Genomic DNA, 19,039 nt, shown 5'->3' on the forward strand with positions numbered 1-19,039 from the left:
GTTTAATAGGTAAAATCCATGGATTTTCAAAACAATTCTGTTTCAGCGGATCGCAAGGCTCTGCTTAAAGCAATTCTTGAAAAAAAAGGCATTTCAAATAATAAAACAGCCACGGAAATTCCTAAGCGGAGCACGTTGACTCCGGCTCCGGCCTCTCTTGCCCAGCAGCGAATGTGGTTGCTGGAGCAAATTGAATCAAATCGCGCTGTGCAAAATATGTCGGGTAAGTTGAATATCGATGGAGATCTGGACACTCAAAAATGGTGCGAGACATTTCAGGTTTTAGTACAACGCCATGAAATATTGAGAACCCACTTCCAGCAAAGAGAGGGGGCAGTGTGTCAGATCATTGCACCGCGTTGCGACATGCCTCTGGAGGTGATCGATCTGTGCGGAAATTCCGTTGCTCAGCAACAAGCGGTGCTCACTGAATGCGAAACGGAAGAAAGCTTGCGACCTTTTGACCTCGAGCACGGGCCTTTGCTCAGAGGTAAACTCATTGCTTTAGAGCGCAATAAACATGTGTTCTATTTGACTATGCACCACATTATTTCAGACAGTTGGTCTCTGGGCGTGCTCTTTCAGGAAATACAAGCCATTTATCAATCATTGATTGATCCTGAGGCAAGTTTACACCCGGCACCACAACTGCAATATGCCGATTTCGCATGCTGGGAAGGCCGTGACGACAAGGCATCGACTGGGGTTGAGTACTGGCGTAAGCACCTGGAAGGCGCGCCGGAGCTGCTCAGTTTACCGACTGATTTTGCCAGACCTGCGCAGCAATCTTTTAACGGTCAGCGTATCAATGTCGCAATAAACCCTTGTCTCACGCATGGTCTGAAACAGCTCGCCAGAAAGCACAATCTTACGCTATTTCAGCTCTTGTTTGCCGGCTGGAGCGCGACTCTGTCTAAGTTAAGTGGGCAGTCAGACGTTGTGCTGGGGGTGCCGGTAGCGGCACGGGGTAACAAAGCACTGGAAAACATGATTGGGTTATTCACCAATACACTGGCAATACGCAATAACGTTCCATCAGGGGCGTCCATTTTGCAGTATCTGCAAGACACTAAAAGCAATGTTGTTAATGGCTTTGGGCATCAGGATGTGGCATTTGAGCGGGTCGTTGAAGCGTTACAGCCATCGCGTAACATGAGTCATAGTCCAGTTTTCCAAAGTTTGATTGTGTTGCAAAGTGCGCCGACTGCTCAGGCCGCTTTACCGGGACTGACAATCGACATGACTGAGGTTGCCAGTAATTCGGAGCTCTTTGATTTATCTTTGAATTTGGAAGAAAAGGGCGATCAAATAGTTGGCTGGTTGAATTTTGCTACCGATCTCTTTTCGGACAGCACCATCAGCACTTGGTTTTCTTATTTTAACAATGTGCTCAATCAGTTTGTCATCGATGAGCATCAGCAGCTGGCTGATGTAAGCTTAATGACAGAAAGTAACAAAGCGCGCATCTTACAATCCCGGAATGACACGGCGGGACCTTTATCAGAGAGGGAGCAGATCACCGACAGGCTGGAGTCAGTCGCGGTATCTCAGGCAGACAAAACCGCGCTTCTATTTCGAGATAGCACGGTCAGTTTTGCACGGCTGAACGGACAGGCGAATCAGCTTGCCAGACATTTACTGGCACAGGGCATAAAGCCTGCAGACAGAGTCGGTGTTTGCCTTGAGCGCTCAATTGATATGGTCGTTGCGCTTTTGGCTGTGTTGAAGGCCGGGGCTGTTTATGTGCCTTTGGATCCGGCTTATCCAGTCGCCAGACTCAATTACATGCAAAATGATGCGGCACTCAGGGGGATTATTACTCAAGCAGAGCTCAAAGAGATCTTATCTGCGGATACGCAGCAAGCGCTGATTCAGACGGTGCTGGACGACGCGAATACGCTCGCAGCGATTGCTGAGCAGTCTGCCGACAATTTGAACATCACACCGGAGCGGGACAATCATAACCTGGCTTATCTCATTCATACTTCAGGCTCCACCGGCCAGCCCAAAGGCGTGATGGTAACGCATCGCAACGTTATCAATTTCTTCAATGCACTGGACAATCATTTTGGTGTCAGTGAATCATCCGGTGTTTGGTTAAATGTAACCAGTATTAATTTTGATATTTCGGTCCTGGAGTTGTTCTGGACGCTGAGCCGAGGCGAAACCATTGTTATTGCACCAGAGAAACCAGCCGTAACACATCGTCATGAGCTTGCCCGAGTTGAGTTACGACCTGCATGTGCAACAACGTCATGCTCTGCGGCGGGCCTGAAAAATGTGATTTTCTCTGACCTTGCTAAGCCAGGCGACGTAGCCAACCAGCCCCTGAAACTGCACCTCTGCGTGGTGACAACAGCAGGATCTGAGGAGCGTGTAAAGGCGCACCTGGAGCATCATCTGGTGGAGGCGTTGAGCGATAATGCCTCACAAGGAGCGCAGGATACAATTCACCAATATGTGCACCAGCATGCCATCATTGGTGATGTGGAGTATTGCCATGCTCGTTTACTGGATTATTCTGAACGCGGAGTTGCCCATATTGAGCTATTCATTAACGAAGGGCTTTCTGCCGAGGAGCAACAGCAACAACGCGCGTTGGCTGATGCTTTGGTGCAGCGGTTTGAGCAAACTCGTCGGCAGCAAATTTGGCTTGCAAAGTGTGTTGATAATGCGCAAGCACCGGATCAGTTAATGCGCCAGCATGGCGTCAATAAGCTGCAATGTACGCCATCTCTTGCCAAAAGTTTACTACAACAAGCCGGAGGCCGAGAGGCTTTGTCCGCTCTGGATCTTTTGTTAATTGGTGGTGAGGCCTGTTCGGCCGACCTAGCAACTAAACTCACCGCGCTGTCAATTGGCAAAATATGCAACATGTATGGGCCGACCGAAACGACGATTTGGTCTGCAATCAGTGAGATTAATTCTGCCCGGGTCACGCTGGGCGGGCCGCTGCTTAATACTCAGTTTTATGTCCTGGATGAGCATTTGCAACTGCTGCCTGAAGGGGTTGTTGGCGAGCTTTATATTGCAGGTAGTGGTGTCTCAAAGGGGTATTTTAATCGCCCTGAACTCACAGGTGACAGATTTATCCCCAATCCATTCCATGCACATTACCCGGCCCATGGCGACATCATGTACAAGACTGGTGATCTGGTAAGGTGGACGGCAGCCGGTGAACTGGAGTTTATTGGCCGGGCCGACAATCAAGTGAAAGTGTCGGGTCATCGTATTGAGCTGGATGAGATTGTCGCGAAACTGAACACTCATCCCCTGGTATCCGATGCCGTGGTGAGGGTGTCTGAACAAACTGAACAGCTGGCTGCCTGGGTGACACTCAACGCACAGCCACAGGACGGCAATTTAAGTGCATCTTTCAGGCAGTTCCTGCGAACCAAGCTGCCCGAATTTATGGTACCATCGCATTTTGTTGCGGTTGACGAATTTCCTCTTACCCCCAACGGTAAAGTCGATCTGAAAGCACTACCCGCATTGTGCTCGGAACAGTCTGGCAATAGCAGACGCAGGCCTGAAACTGAGATAGAAAAGCGCTTGGTTGCATTGTACAGCGCCGCTTTGGCGCTTCCAGGCGATTCGATCAGTACCGATAGCAGCTTTTTTGCACTGGGGGGGAGTTCCTTAAAGGCCGTCAACCTGATATCTGAGCTTAGGCAATGTCTGACAACGGCCCTGCCGGTAAAAGTGATTTATCAATATCCATCCATCCTTGAACTGGCCAATTATTTGACGACGGAACTGGGCGTTGAATCCCTCAGTCAGACGCATGCTGAGTCTGAATTCCCAATACTGGATGAAACTCAGCAGGACTACGCATGCTCATTTGCTCAGCAAAACATGTGGTTTGCTGAGACCATTTCTGCGCCTGAATACTCAGATTACGCCATGACTGGTATGTTTGAGCTAAAAGGCACGCTCGACGTGGCGCAATTGCAAACAGCACTGGACAAATTACTGGCTGATAATGCCACACTAAGAACCTCTTTTGCCGAACGTGATGGTGAGATAGTACAGCAAGTGCACAACAGTGGCGTATTTCCGCTTGCTGTCACTGAGGTTGAGGCGGGGGGCACTTATCAGACGCGGTTGTCTGCAATTGTGGCGCAATATGCGCGTTACAAGTTCGATCTCAGTCAGGTGCCATTGATCCGCGGTACACTACTCAAAGTATCAGACAGGCAGAGTTTTCTGGTTATTTGTTTGCATCACATTGTTGCAGATGACTGGTCTTTAGAGTTGATCTATCAGCAAATCTGTCAAAACTATGCGCGTGAAACGGTGCAGCTCGGAGTGCCATATGCACGCTATGCTGAGTGGCAAAAACAGCAGTACGGCAATGTCAACGATGTGCCAGGTGCTGCGGATCTGAATTATTGGCAGGCCTATTTGCAAGGTGCACCTGCCACCACGTTATTGCCCTATGATTTTCCAGCCAGCAACAAAGCGGATTTGTCGGGTAAAACGCAGGAGTTCACGATTGAGGGCGCCCTTTTTGATGCTTGTTTAGCATTCTGTCAAAAGCATGAGGTGAATTTATTTACCCTGACCTATGCTGCATGGGCATTGGTTGTACATAAAGTCACCGGGCAATCTGAAGCCGTTCTGGGGGTCCCGGTTGCGAATCGACCACAAAAAGAAGTGTCAAATACGATTGGCTTATTCATGAATCTGGTGGCATTGCGTACCCGGTTTAACGAGGAAACCCCCGTATCAGCGTTTCTGAACGACATAAAAGCGTCGTTAATTCAGGCGATAGAACATCAGCAATTACCATTTAGCTTGCTGGTTGAAGCCTTGAAAACCAACCGCGTGACGGATCATCACCCGCTATTCCAATCCATGTTCAGTTTTCACAATAAAGTGACCAATAATGCAAAGTTGCAAGACATGGAAATTATCCCTCACTCCGTGGAGCAGGGGATCTCAAGGTACAACACGGTATTTAATTTATATGAATCGGATGACGTCCTGACCGTAAAACTGGACTACTCGGCGCAGCTTTACGCAAGTGCCACAATATCACAATGGCAAGATTTGTTTTTGTCGGTGTTAAATCAAATTACGACTAAAGGAACGCAAATTTTGAGTGATATCAATGTTGAAGGTAAATCCACTTCTCCAGCTCTGCTGCCTGTGCAATCTATTTCCGACGTGCCGTCTGGGCAGCAAACTGTGCAGTGCTGGCAGCACTGTGTAACAGAAGCAGCGCAACAGTTTCCGGATACCATTGCTGTGTATTCTCAGTACAAACAGCTGACCTATGCAGAACTGGAGCATCAATCAAATCAGGTGGCTAACTACCTCTGTGCTCAGGGATTTGGACCGGGTGACAACATCGCCATTGTAATGAACAATTGTCCGGAACTGCTGGTGGCGACTCTGGGAATTGCCAAGTCTGGGGCGAGTTTTGTGCCTGTCGATCCTGATGCGCCACAAAAACGCATTGAGTATATTGTCCGTGACAGTGGCGCCCGATTGATTTGTACCGACGATACTGCATCCGCAAAAGCGCAGGCCTGCTTGCGTGAAACCCTGTCTTTAACCGATGCTGAGGGGCGCGCGCTACTGGCTAAACAAGATGCATTGGCTGAAAGCCTGTTGAGTATTAGTGATCCTGACGCGCGTTGTTATGTGCTTTATACTTCTGGCTCTACCGGGAAACCCAAAGGGGTGGAGATTCAGCACAGCAACCTGATGCACTACCTCAGACATGCCACCCATCACTATCTACGGAAAAATGTGACGCTATCTGTGGTAAGCTCGGGTCTCTATTTTGATGCAACGATCACCAGCTTACTGGCTCCTCTGTGCAACGGGTTAACTGTTAAACTGCTTGATAAAGAGCAACTTATTGACGGCTTAGTTGCCTCTCTCAGTAGTGATCAGGCGAGTTTGTTTAAGCTGACACCAGCCCATCTGGAAATGATCTCAGCCAAACTCTCACAGCCGGTAGCGACACCGCATCTAATGGTCATTGGCGGAGAGGCCCTTTACCGAAGTACAGTACAACGTATACAACACTGGTTGCCCGCTGCAACCCTGATCAACGAATATGGTCCGACTGAAACTGTGGTCGGGTGTAGTACTTTCGACTGTTCAAATGCGGAGCTGACCGAGGAACGAGTACCTATAGGTAAGCCTATTGAAGGCATTGACTTTTTTGTACTGGATGAGCAGCAGCGTTTGTTAAACAAGGGCATGGAAGGGGAGTTATACATTGCCGGTAATGGCGTGGGGCGAGGCTATCTCAATGATCCTGAAAAAACAGCTTTGGCCTTTATTGATAATCCATTTTCATTTTCTCAATACCAGACATTTTATAAAACCGGCGACCGGGTAAGGGAGTTGGCGGATGGCAACTTTGAGTTCCTGGGTCGCACAGATGAACAAATAAAACTTCGTGGCTATCGCATCGAGCCTGACGAGATTGCATTACAGATGTCGGCAATTGATGGCATAAAAGACAGCCTGATCTTGCTTGATGAATCCGATCCGCAGGACAAAAAACTCATCGCTTTTTATGAGCAAGACAGTGCGGGGCCGTTGTCTGCTCCTCAGGTGGGCGAGATCAAAACGACGCTGCAACAAAGCTTGCCGGACTACATGGTCCCGGCCATTTTTTGCCAAGTCTCACAGTGGCCATTGACAGCAAATGGTAAAGTTGACCGTAAAGCGTTACTCGCGAGCGATTACCAGTATTCTCAATCTGAATATGTGCCACCTGCTCCGGGTGTTGAAACCCAGCTTGCCAGTATCTGGTCGGTCTTGCTGAAAGTCGAGCAGGATAAGATCGGGGCAACAGATAGTTTCTTTGACCTGGGCGGCCATTCGCTATTGGGCGTGCGGCTGGTATCTCATATTCGTAAAACACTCAACAAAGAACTGCCTATCAACGTCGTGTTCAATGCACCGACAATTCGCGAACTGGCAGAGCTGATGACCGGAGCCGAACAGCAGACCAGTCAAAGCATGGCAAAGATCCCCAGAAATCAAACGCAATATCCGGCTTCTTCCGGACAAAAGCGCTTGTGGTTTATCGATCGATTAAATGACGGAAGCTGGGGCTACAATATGCCTGGCGCATTTATGGCAACGGGGCCGCTCGATCTCGATATCGCTAATCAAGCAATGCGTGCCGTGATACAGCGTCAGGAAGTGTTGCGCACCCGCATTGCTGAGACTCCCGAAATCGTTCAAATTCTGGATGCTGAATTTGAGTTCAATATTGATGTATATGATTTCTCTGATCGCGAAGACAGCATTGAACACGCTCGCCAATTAGCAGAACAAGAAAAGTACCGGCCTTTTGATTTGTCTTCTGACTTGATGATAAGAGTGCTGTACATCCGTGTTGCTCCGGATGCGAACAACAATCCCAGAGGGGTTATCCTGTATAACATTCACCATATCGCGTCGGATGGGTGGTCACAAGGCGTGTTGCTGAAGGAGTTTATGGCTCATTACAACGCCATTTATCATCACACCAAACCGGACGTGCCAGAATTAGATGTTCAGTACATTGACTACGCTCACTGGCAGCATGAGTTGCTACAAAAGGATGAAGTGGAGAAGCAGGAAAAATACTGGCAGGAACAATTTCAGGGGGTGTCTTCACTGCATAGTATTCCTTTGGATTACGAAAGACCCACAATAAAAAGCTATCAAGGCAAATTTGTACGAGGTCTTGTGAATAACGAGGTGCGTGACAAGTTGTTGCAGGTGGCAAAAAAGCACGATATGACCCTGCATATGCTACTGCATGCAATGCTGAGCCTGGTGATCAGCAAAAACAGTAATAATCACGACGTCGTCATTGGCATGCCTGTGGCAAACCGCACGAAAACAGAACTTGAGTCTATTATGGGATATTTCATTAATACTCTGGTTATTCGTGTCGATACCGACTTTGCCAATATCAGTGATTATCTGGCACATGCCAAACAGGTGATCCTTGAGGCGCATGCCAATCAACATGTGCCGTTTGAAAAGCTGGTGCAGTTAAGTGGTGTGCACCGCAGTAATCAATTCACCCCGCTGTACCAAATTCAGTTCAACATGAATACGAATGAAAATGTTGAGCTGCAATTGCCGGGTATGGCCTTTGAGCCGTTCGATATTCAGGATGCACAGGCTAAATTTGATCTGGAGTTTCTGGCCAGTGAAACAGAAGCCGGACTGCATCTTGATTGGTTGTACGATGTGACGGTATTCAAAGAAGAGACTATCGCGCGTATAAACGCGCACATGGAATACTTACTTAACAATTTATGCGAGCAAACTGTCGCAGAGGCGCCGTCAGATAAGATGAGTAATCTGGCGCTGATGTCGACGGCGGAGCAGCAGCGATTAGTTGCGCAACACGTGTCGCCGGCGCGCTACCCACACCCCAGTTGTATCCATCACTTTTTTGAGACTCAGGCGGCACAGTACCCAGAGCGTACAGCAATTAAATTCAAAGGCGAACAGATTAGCTATGAGCAGCTCAACGCCAGAGCGAATCAGCTGGGGCACTATTTGCGAGAGCAGGGAGTCGCGCCCAACCACATTATCGGCATTTGCTTGCCGCGTGGCATAGACATGATAGTGGCTATTTATGCCGTTTTAAAAGTCGGCGCTACCTACTTAGCACTGGACCCGCAATACCCAGAATCGCGGTTACAAACTATGATAGCAGATGCCGAGCCTGTTTTGGTTTTGGGTGAGCAGCCAACACGTAATATTACAGCTGACAGCACAGTCCAATATCAGGTGTTCGCTGAGCTGCAATCAGAAGTGTCGCGCTACCCCGTGGATAATCTGCCTGCACCTGTTGCTCAGACTACAGACAGCCTTGCCTATGTGATTTACACGTCCGGTTCTACGGGTAAGCCTAAAGGCGTCGCTGTGGCCCATAGCAGTGTTTCTTTGTTAATGCATTGGTGCAAAGAGGTATTTACGGAACATCAAAGAACCGGGGTGTCTGCATCGGCCTCTATTTGCTTTGATTTTTCGGTATTTGAAATATTCCATCCGCTAAGCTGGGGCGGCACCTTGGTATTGCTGGATGATATCTTCGATGATACACAGCTCAATGATGAGATAGTGTTGCTCTCTGCCGTACCGTCCGTTTTTGCGACACTGCTGAGTAAAGGTATGATCCCGGATTCTGTGGAGTGCGTGGCATTTTCCGGAGAAGCCGTGACCAAAAAAGTCGCGCAAGATGCTTATAAAACCAATATCAAGTATGTCTACAATCTGTACGGTCCAGCGGAAGATACGGTATTTACCACCTTTAAGCTCATTCCGAAAGGAGATGACGAGCCCGTCTCCATAGGGGAGGTCATCGCGGGTAAACGAGTCTATATTCTGGATGATGCACTGAACCCAGTGCCAGAGGGGGTCCCAGGCGAGCTGTATATTGCTGGTGCAGGGTTAGCAAAAGGTTACCACAATCAACCAGAATTGACCGCGGAACGGTTTTTAACGGACCGGTTTGCGCAAAACGGCGAACGTATGTATAAAACGGGCGACCTTGTAAGGTTTAACCGGGCCACCGGCCTGGAGCACTTAGGGCGCCTGGACGATCAGGTCAAAGTGAATGGCTTCAGAATAGAGCTGGCTGAAATCGAAGCCAATATCAGTTCCAGAGACTATATCGAACAGGCGGTTGTGGTTGCCCATAACGACGCACATCGAGGCAAAGTGCTGGTGGCCTACTACACGTTTAGTGAAGCCATGAAGGATGATAAATCCGATGAATTACGGGAATACTTAGGCTCAGTATTGCCGAGATATATGGTACCTGGCGTTTATATGCAGCTGGATAAGATGCCATTATCCAGCAACGGTAAGTTGCTGCGCAAGCAATTACCCGATCCATTTGCCAAAGAAATTGTGGCAGAGCAAAATCAGCAACCAATAGGCAAAGTTGAAGAAGACGTGGCGGCAATTTGGCAATCACTGTTCAACATCCCCCATGTCAGCAGACATGACTGTTTCTTCCGTCTGGGTGGACACTCACTTATGTCGATTGAAATTATTCGCCAAATCAAAGCACGCTTTGGGTTGAATATTGCTGTAGCGGATATTTTTAAACATTCGGTGCTGGCAGACTTCTGTCGCCATTTGGAAAGCCAGACTCAGACTCACAGTCAGAGCCAGCTACAGGCATTCAGTCGCGGTGCGGTTGATGAACCTGCCCCTCTGACTTATTTACAAGAAGAGTTTTGGTATCTGCACCATTATCAGCATGCCGAGTCAGTGAATAATTTAAGTATCGAAATTGATTTTTCCGGGACGCTGAACAAAAGTGCGGCGAACTCTGCTTTGCAACAAGTTGTACAACGACATGAAAACTTTCGCACACGTTTTGCGTATTCTGACGGTCAGTTGCTGCAAAGTGTAGCGCGAGATTTTCAGCCAGAATTTTCCCACGCGTGGATATCAGTAGCCGATTTTGAAAGCTGGAAGCGTGATTTCGTTAAGCAAGCTTTCGATTTAGCGCAGCCAGGGCAATTTCGACTGCAGTTTGTAGAGTCTGTGTCCGGGCACTATAAGATGGTTCTGGTGGTGCATCACATCATTGCCGATTATCAGTCTTTAAATGTGTTTATTCAGGAGTTTATCGAGCTTTATAGTGCCGAAGTGGAAAACCGGGCTGCCAACCTGACTGAGATGCAGTTCCAGCTGAGTGATTACGCTCGCTATTTACGTAGCGAAGCACAATCCTCACTGATTCAACAGGACAGTGAATTCTGGCGTGACAAGCTCAACCCGCTCCCAGCACCCTTGGCGTTGCCTTATGACAATAAAGTCGATGAGCACTCGCGCTTTAGCGGTCAGGCGTTAGCGCCATTAACGTTGGATATAGCGGCAGTAAAATCGATATCAGAAAGTTGTGCGATTACCCACTATATGACCCTGAACATTCTGTTTTCTCTGGTACTTAATCAATACAAAGTAACAGATGATTTCCTGATATTTTCACCCCTGGATATGAGGGATGACGAACTGTTCAATCGCATAATAGGGCCCATGCTCAACGTTACTGCTTTTACGCATAAAATTGATTTGTCTGCTTGTTTCTCTGAGCTTGCACAACAGTTCAAGCAAGATATGTACGACGCCTTTAAGCACAAACATGTGCCTTTTGGCAGCCTGTTTAGAGAAGTAAAGGAGCAGCAGGGTGAGCAAGAAACCGGCTATCAGATCTGGTTCAACTACCTTAATGGAATGGAGTCGACATATGAGCTGCCGGATGCGTCGATGCACCTTAATCTGAAAGATGATGATGTGTCGAAATACGAACTGATGCTGGTGGTGACGGAATTGTCTGACCGACTGGAGTTAGTGTTCAAATTTAACGCCGGCTTGTTCAGGTCCACCACAATTGAATCAATCAAGCAGGATTTCGACCTTATTTTTAAACTGCTACATGAAAACCCGACGCGAAAGATAAACGACATTTTAATGCGCTTAGCACAAAGTAAAAAACAGCGTGCAGCAGTTGAACAAGAGCAACTCGTAGCACGTGGTGCTTCAACACTTAAACAATTTGTAAAACGAAAAAATCGTTGATAAGGAGAGTCATTGTGTCACTCGATATGCCCAAACTTAAAGAACAAAAAAGAACAAAAAAGCTCATTGTGCCGCAGACACCTTTCACTGAATCTCATTTATTCGGTGCAGATGAATTTGGCTGGTTGATCGATGTCTCAAAGAGCAAACCAAATGCCGCATCCTGGCTTGCGCAAAACAAAGCGTTGATCAATACCAGATTAAATGAAAAAGGTGCAGTGCTGATCAGGGGGACCGCTTTTGATGGTATCCCGGATTTTGATGATTTCATTTGCGAGGTGGGGGAAAAGCTCAGTTACGAGTACCGTTCGACGCCTCGTTCGGAGTTAAAAGGCAGAGTCTATACCTCCACAAACTATCCTGCGTCCGAATGGATCCCGTTGCATAATGAAAATGCCTATTCGGCGGTTTATCCCAATAAAGTGATTTTTGGTTGTCAGCAGGCCCCTGAGACCGGAGGCTCTACAACATTGGCAGACAGCAATCGCATATTTGAGTTATTGCCTGAGCAAGTCAGAGAGAAGTTTCAACGCTTTGGTGTCAAATATGTACGTAATATGGGGATGGGCTTTGATTTACATTGGCATGAAGTCTTTCAGACTCAGGACAAGGACAAAGTGGCACAGATCTGCTCAGCGATGGGGATCAACTTTACCTGGAATGGGGAGATGTTGCGCACTGAACAAACGTTGCCGGCAGCAAAAATCCACCCCGTTTCGAAGTTAAATATTTGGTTTAATCAAGCCCATCTGTTTCATTATTCGTCTATCCCTCAAGACATAGCGGAAGAACTGATCAGTGCCTTTGGCGAAGAGGCGCTGCCTCGCAATGCTTATTATGGTGATGGTAGTCCACTGGAAGTTGACGTACTGGACACCATTAATCAGACCTATGAACAATGCTTAAAAGCATTTCCGTGGCAAAAGGGCGACTTACTGGTGGTGGATAACTTGCGTGTCGCCCATGGCAGACAGCCGTTTACCGGTGAGCGAACCATTCTAACGGGGATGACTTTATAACCCGGAACATGTTTGGACTGTCAGCCCAGTAAGTGTGTAAAGCACGGAAAATGAACACAACTTGTAACCTGTGAATTATTATCAATAGGACTCATTAATGGACACTTCTTCTCACGAAGGTTATGCCTTATCACCAGAACAAAAGTTTCAATGGCAGCAGAGCCAGCAATTTAATCGTCATAGCCTGCTAAGCGTCGGAGCTACGATCGAAGGGCAGTTTCAGCCTGTGGCTTTTGAACAAGCCATTGCAGAGCTGTTAGCAAAGTTTGAGATCTTACGGTGTGACTATACGGAGTCAGGACAGGATGGCTTTCCTCTGCAGTTTATCGTTGATAACGCCGCTGCCACGAAGATTACGCTACCCGGTTTCGAGTCACCAGAAAAAAGTCTGGCTGACTTTCATCAGCAATTACGGCACCAGACGGGACATTTTTATTGGTCCGTTCAACAAACCGCGGATGCGGATAAGTCATTCATTGTGTTTGGCGGCTCGCAATTGCAACTGGATACCCGTAGCCTGCAGTTGCTGATACAGGACGTGGTGACTCGTTTGAACTCTCAGGGGTGTGCGGATCATGATGAAGAGGTACTGCATTATATTGACCTGGTCGACTGGTTTACAGAGCAAACAGAGGAACAAGACAGTTCCTCTCAGCAGCTGATAACCGTACCGCAACGAGAGAAGCAGCCCGGGTGTTTTCTCCGTAATCAACTCCCTCAGTGCGATGTCAGTGCGACGACTTTTGCGCTCAATGAACAACACTGGGAGCGAATTCGCGACATAAGTCTCACGTCAGAGATAGCGCCGGAAGATGTGATACTGTCTGTGTGGCAGCTAACTTTGGCAACGGTTTTGGACGCGTCGACCTATAGTATGACACTGGTCACTGACGGCCGTAATTACCCTGAATTAAAAGACGTGATTGGTCCTTTAGCCAGGCAAGTGAATTACCAGGCTGAGATCCATAATGAGCAATCTTTTCAGGCTTTTTGTGTCGAGACATCCCATGCTTGTGCGCAGTTAAAAACAATACAAAACTATTGTGATCCGCTCGATTGTGGATTTGTACTTGACAGATTAAATCTTGGCTTTCAGTCACTTCGCTTATGGGATGGCAGCAGTACTGCGCGCTCACTGAAACTGACATCGGGTTGTGTAATCAAAGACATGAATCAGGATGTGTTTCTTCATTGCTGTAGTGCGGACAGTGAGATGCGCTTAACACTGGGAGTAAATCAGGCGCGTACTGAAAAGGGACTGATGGACTATCTCAGGTTTACCTTTGAGCAATTGATGCAGCACTTTCTCTGTGCGCCTGAGCAATTGACTGCTGACAGACACCAATTCAGAACGCAATATTCAAAAGTCCTTGCTGCACGTAATTTCACTGGTGATACGGCAATAACAGTCAAGCCCACATTCCACGGACAATTCGAATATCAAACCAGTTTGACGCCTGACAATATTGCCGTGATTGGCGTCGATCAACAAGAATATACTTTTAACGACATAAACCGTCTTGCAAACAGCCTGGCGCGACGCTTAGTGTCAAACGGCGTCAAACCAGGCGATCGTGTTGCACTGTTTTTGGGGCGCTCCGTTGAAACTCTGGTGAGTATTTTGGCGGTATGTAAAGCAGGGGGGTGTTATGTGCCGGTGGACGTTGAATACCCTGAAGCACGTATCGCTTATATTTTTCGCGATGCCAGTATTCGACAGTGTTTGACTACATCACATTATGTATCCAGGTTAGCGTCCCTCAGCGATGCCGGTATTATGGTATTACCTGAGCTGTCGGTGATGTGGGATGAAGCTGCTGAAAACCTGGCTTTGGCGGTGTCAGCTGCTGATCCTGTATATACGATTTATACTTCTGGCTCTACCGGGGAACCCAAAGGGGTGCAGGTACGGCATCAGAATTTAATGAATTACCTCAACTGGATAACACAATTAGTCACTTTAACGCCGGATAACATTACCCCGTTTTTTGCCACGGTGAGTTTTGACTCAACGGTGAGTAGCTTATTTCCACCTTTAATGACGGGTAATCCTGTTGCTGTTATTGCGGAAGGGCAGGAACTCGAAGCACTAAAGCACTTTTTGTGTGCCGATAAGCAATCGGGGATCTTAAAAATTACCGCATCCCTGATGCAACTGGTTTTAGAGCAATTACCCGACGGGCCTTTGCCTGCCGGACCAAAGTATATCTTGCTGGGCGGAGAGACACTGCCGAAACAACTGGCAGAAGCTCTGCGGGTTCGTTTTCCACACAGTAAAATCATTAACCATTACGGACCAACTGAAACGACTGTAGGGGCATGTTTTTCCGATCTCACCGATACCTGGCCCGAAACGGAACTGGTTCCTGTTGGGCGGCCAGTGAGCCATGGGCAAGTGTACATTTTGGACGATCAGCAGAACTTAGTTGCGCCGACTCTGGAAGGAGAAATTGTCATTGCCGGAAAAGGGGTGGCGCTTGGCTATCTCAACCGGCCTGAACAAACTCATGCCGCGTTTGTCAGCAATACGATTGACCCGAAGTTGAGTGACAAAATGTATCGCACCGGTGATATGGGCAGGCAGCGTCTTGATGGCCAAATCGAGTTTTTAGGCCGTAAAGATCAACAAATTAAACTCAATGGCTATCGGATTGAACTACAAGAAATTGAAGCCGCTATTCAGGGGTTTGAGGGCGTGATGAGTGGCCATGTTGTGGTTACGCAATGGCAGGATGGCCGGCAGAAGCTTAATGCTTACGTGAAAACCCGGACACCGGATTTTGACAGTGTGGCTTTACGCAGTCACCTGAATGCCGTCCTGCCCAGGTTTATGGTACCAAGTGATTACTTTCAGATAGCAGAAGTCCCGCTTAACCACAATGGTAAGCTGGACCGCAAGGCTTTGTTGGCATTGAGTGACAATCCAGTTTCACTGGATACGCAGTTTGAGGCCGCTGAATCAGCATCCGAGATCGCTCTGGTTCAAATCTGGGAAAAGTTACTAAATAAATCCAATATCGGTGTGGGCCATAACTTTCTGGCTCTGGGGGGAGACTCGATCAAGCTGATTCAGATGCGTGTCGAACTAAAGAAACTGGGTTACGACGTATCGTTGCAGCAGATGCTGAAATCAGCAAATCTCAAAGCCCTTGCTGCCACACTGGATAGTCAGGTGGCATCGGTGACGCAATCCGAGCGTCTGCAACCGATGCAGCTGGTCCCGGCGCAGGACCGGAGTGCGTTGCCTCAGACATGTGAAAATGCCTACCCTCTATCAAGACTGCAACTTGGCATGTTGATGCACAGTCAGCAAAACGGTCTTTACATCGATGTGGACAACTTCAAAATTGCTGCACCGGTGGATCTGGAAAAGCTTCAGTCTGTGGTGGATGACATCGTAGCAGCGCATCCGGTGTTAAGAACCTCATTTGATTTAACGAGTTACTCCATACCGCTGCAACTAGTCAATAAAACGGTTAAAGTACCGGTGGAGTATTATGATTTGTCTGCTGAAAGCAGCACATCTCAGCAGGCGCTTATCAGTGAGCTAGAGCACACTATTCAGCAAACTGGTTTTGACTGGCGAAAGCCTGGTTTACTGCGTCTGGCTGTGATTGCCATCTCCCCAACAACTTTCCATTTAATTATCAGCCGACACCATGCCATTCTGGATGGCTTTAGTTCAGCACGGTTATTTGCTCAAATTGCCGAGTTATACAGCAACGGGAAGCACCACTTCGAGGACCATGATGTACTAGGTTATGATGCCTATATTGCACAAGAGGTTGCCAGCCTTGGCTCGGAACACCAGATAAAGTACTGGTGCGAAAAACTGTCTGATGCAACAGCGCTGCGATTAGATGATACGCACCGTGTTCAGGGACAAGCGAGTACTAACCTGCGTCAGGGCGTGTATGAGTTTGAGTTGCATCGTGACTTGGTATGCAAAATTAAACACCTGGCAGGGCAATCGTCGACCAATGTGAAAACGGTGCTGCTTAGCGCATTTATTAAGATGCTGGGGCATTTTTCTGGTAGGCAGGATGTGCTGACTGGCCTAGTTACCAACGGCCGTCCGGAGGTTGCTGGCGCTGAAAACACCCTCGGGTTGTTCCTGAACAACATGCCTTTCAGAATTGATTTGGTCGAATGTTCGTGGCGAGATCTTATCCAGCGGGTTTTTAATGAAGAGGTCGAAACACTGCCGTATCGCCTTCTGCCACTGTCTGAGATCTCGGCAAACACGGCAATTGAACTTCACTGTCTGTTTAATTTCATCAAATACGATTTTTATCAGGCTCTGGATAACCTGAATGAATTTGAGGTGCTGTCTGCAAAGAGTCTGGCACGTAACAATATCGATCTGATGTTGTCTTGTATGCATTCAGCGAATGGCGAGCAATTAACTTGTTCCTTCTATCACAGCCAGAACCACAGTTTAAACTATGTAAAGCAGCTTGCGAGTGTATATCAACACGTGCTCACTCTGATGGTGAATGACCAGAATCAAAGCCATTGCAAACAAGTATTATTAGAGTCTGCTGACGTGTCCCGGATTATGGCATTGGGTAAAGGAGCTGTCACTCCGTTATCTGAGCCGACATTCATCCACGGCATGTTTGATGTTGCAGCAAGACGTTACCCCCAGCAGCTGGCAGTAAATACCACACAATCTCAGCTAAGCTATGCACAACTGAGCCGCAAAGTGGAGCAATTGGCAAGACATCTGCAACATTCCGGAGTACAGAAAGGGGATCGCATCGGTGTTTATAAAACCCGGGACACAGATCTGATTGTGACCTTGCTGGCGAGTTTAAAAGTAGGGGCCTGCTATGTGCCACTGGACCCTAATTATCCTGAAGAGCGGATCCGCTATATTCTCTCGGACGCACAACCTCGTGTTATTGTGACCGAACAGCAGTTCGTTTCAAGACTCGGTGAGAGTAAAACGCCGCTGTTGGTTTTGGATGAAGTCGTACTGGAAGAGTGTGTATTCTCCGATGTGATTGTCCCGGACGCTCATCCGGATGATCTTGCTTATATTATCTATACCTCAGGCTCAACTGGCGCACCAAAAGGGGTGAAAATATCCCACAAGGCAGCGACAGGGCTTATTTCATGGGCCGCAGATACCTTTAGCCCGGCACAATACCGTGGCATGCTTGCAGCAACCTCTATTTGTTTTGATCTGTCGGTATTTGAAATTTTCTTTCCTTTAACTCAGGGGGGAACTGTGCATCTGGTGAATGATGTGCTGGAATTTGCATCCCTGGATGCGGCGGATAACATCACATTTATCAATACTGTGCCCTCCGCGATTGAGAGGTTGCTTGATGCCGGCGTATCTTTGGCACATGTACAGGTTGCGGGTTTGGCAGGTGAACCGTTATCCAGAACTCTGGTCAACAAAGTGTATGGTGCTGGCGTTGAACACGTTTACAATCTGTATGGGCCGTCTGAGTACACAACTTATACGACTTTTGCCCGGATTGATAAAGCGCTTGACGGGCCTGTCCCCATTGGTACTGCGGTCGCCAATACCGAGCTGTATGTGCTCGATCAGGCAATGAATCTGGTGCCAGCAGGAGTCCCGGGCGAGCTGTTTATCGCAGGGCGTGGCATTTCCTCCGGCTATTTCAATAAGCCGGAGCTGACCTGCAAGAGTTTTATCAGCCATACCTTTGCAACGGGAGAAACTCGAACCCTTTATAAAACCGGAGACTTTGTCAGGTATGATGAAAACGGTATGCTGGAGTATCTTGGTCGCATAGATGAGCAAATTAAAATTCGTGGCTTCCGTATTGAATTAGGAGAAATACAGGCTGTCGTCAGCCAGTGTCCGCTGGTAGAGCAGGTGGTATTGACAGTGACTGGTGAAGGGGCTGATAAGCAGCTGCTTTGTTATGTGCGTACCTGCAATGAAAATGCGACAGAGCAGGCCGTAAAAGCACTGGTACACAGCCAGCTACCTAAACACCTGCATCCGGACTTTTTCATCTTTGTGGAAGCATTTGTGTTGACGCCAAATGGTAAAGTGGATAAGCAAAAATTGCCCGCACCGGTGCAAAAGCGCAGTCACAATGTGATGGTACATGCCGAAAGTGAAAAAGAACAAATGATCGCAAATCTATGTCGGCAGGTACTGAACTTGTCGGAGATCTCTGTGACCGATAACTTCTTTGATCTTGGGGCCAATTCCTTGAAACTTTTCAGCCTGTTTAGCAAATTGCAAAACCATTATGGAGACTCTGTGACTCTGACTATGGTGGATCTATACACCTATGGAACCGTCCGACAACTTGCCAGTTTTATTCAGGGTCAGGATGATCAGGATAAGATGAAAGATGAAGTGTCACAGCGAGCTGAAAATCGACGTCGTAGCAGACGCAGGAAAAACCTGATAAGCTAGCCGGGATTTCTAGCCCATAACATTGATATTGTTAGCT

General features: G+C 47.8%; 3 protein-coding genes. All 3 read left to right on the plus strand.

Features of this window, described 5'->3' with window-relative positions; genetic code table 11:
* Positions 1 to 18: 18 nt before the first annotated feature.
* The 3 genes from MHN33_RS05710 (at position 19) to MHN33_RS05720 (ending at position 19,002) form a co-directional block, all read left to right on the plus strand.
* Entirely contained in the window at positions 19 to 11,574 is an 11,556-nt protein-coding gene (locus tag MHN33_RS05710) for a non-ribosomal peptide synthetase (protein WP_239397025.1), read from the plus strand.
* Between the two features lie 14 nt (positions 11,575 to 11,588).
* Entirely contained in the window at positions 11,589 to 12,593 is a 1,005-nt protein-coding gene (locus MHN33_RS05715; RefSeq protein ID WP_239397027.1) for a TauD/TfdA family dioxygenase, read from the plus strand.
* A 97-nt stretch (positions 12,594 to 12,690) separates the two neighbouring features.
* Complete coding sequence (locus MHN33_RS05720) at positions 12,691 to 19,002, plus strand: non-ribosomal peptide synthetase (protein WP_239397029.1); 6,312 nt, start codon at positions 12,691 to 12,693, stop codon at positions 19,000 to 19,002.
* The last annotated feature ends 37 nt before the right edge of the window (positions 19,003 to 19,039 follow it).

Source organism: Pseudoalteromonas sp. OOF1S-7, from assembly GCF_022347765.1.
GTDB lineage: Bacteria > Pseudomonadota > Gammaproteobacteria > Enterobacterales > Alteromonadaceae > Pseudoalteromonas.

Bases quoted from the DNA above. Each gene is read 5' to 3' on its own strand.
- MHN33_RS05710 (WP_239397025.1), top strand. From the start codon at position 19: ATGGATTTTCAAAACAATTCTGTTTCAGCGGATCGCAAGGCTCTGCTT.
- MHN33_RS05720 (WP_239397029.1), top strand. From the start codon at position 12,691: ATGGACACTTCTTCTCACGAAGGTTATGCCTTATCACCAGAACAAAAG.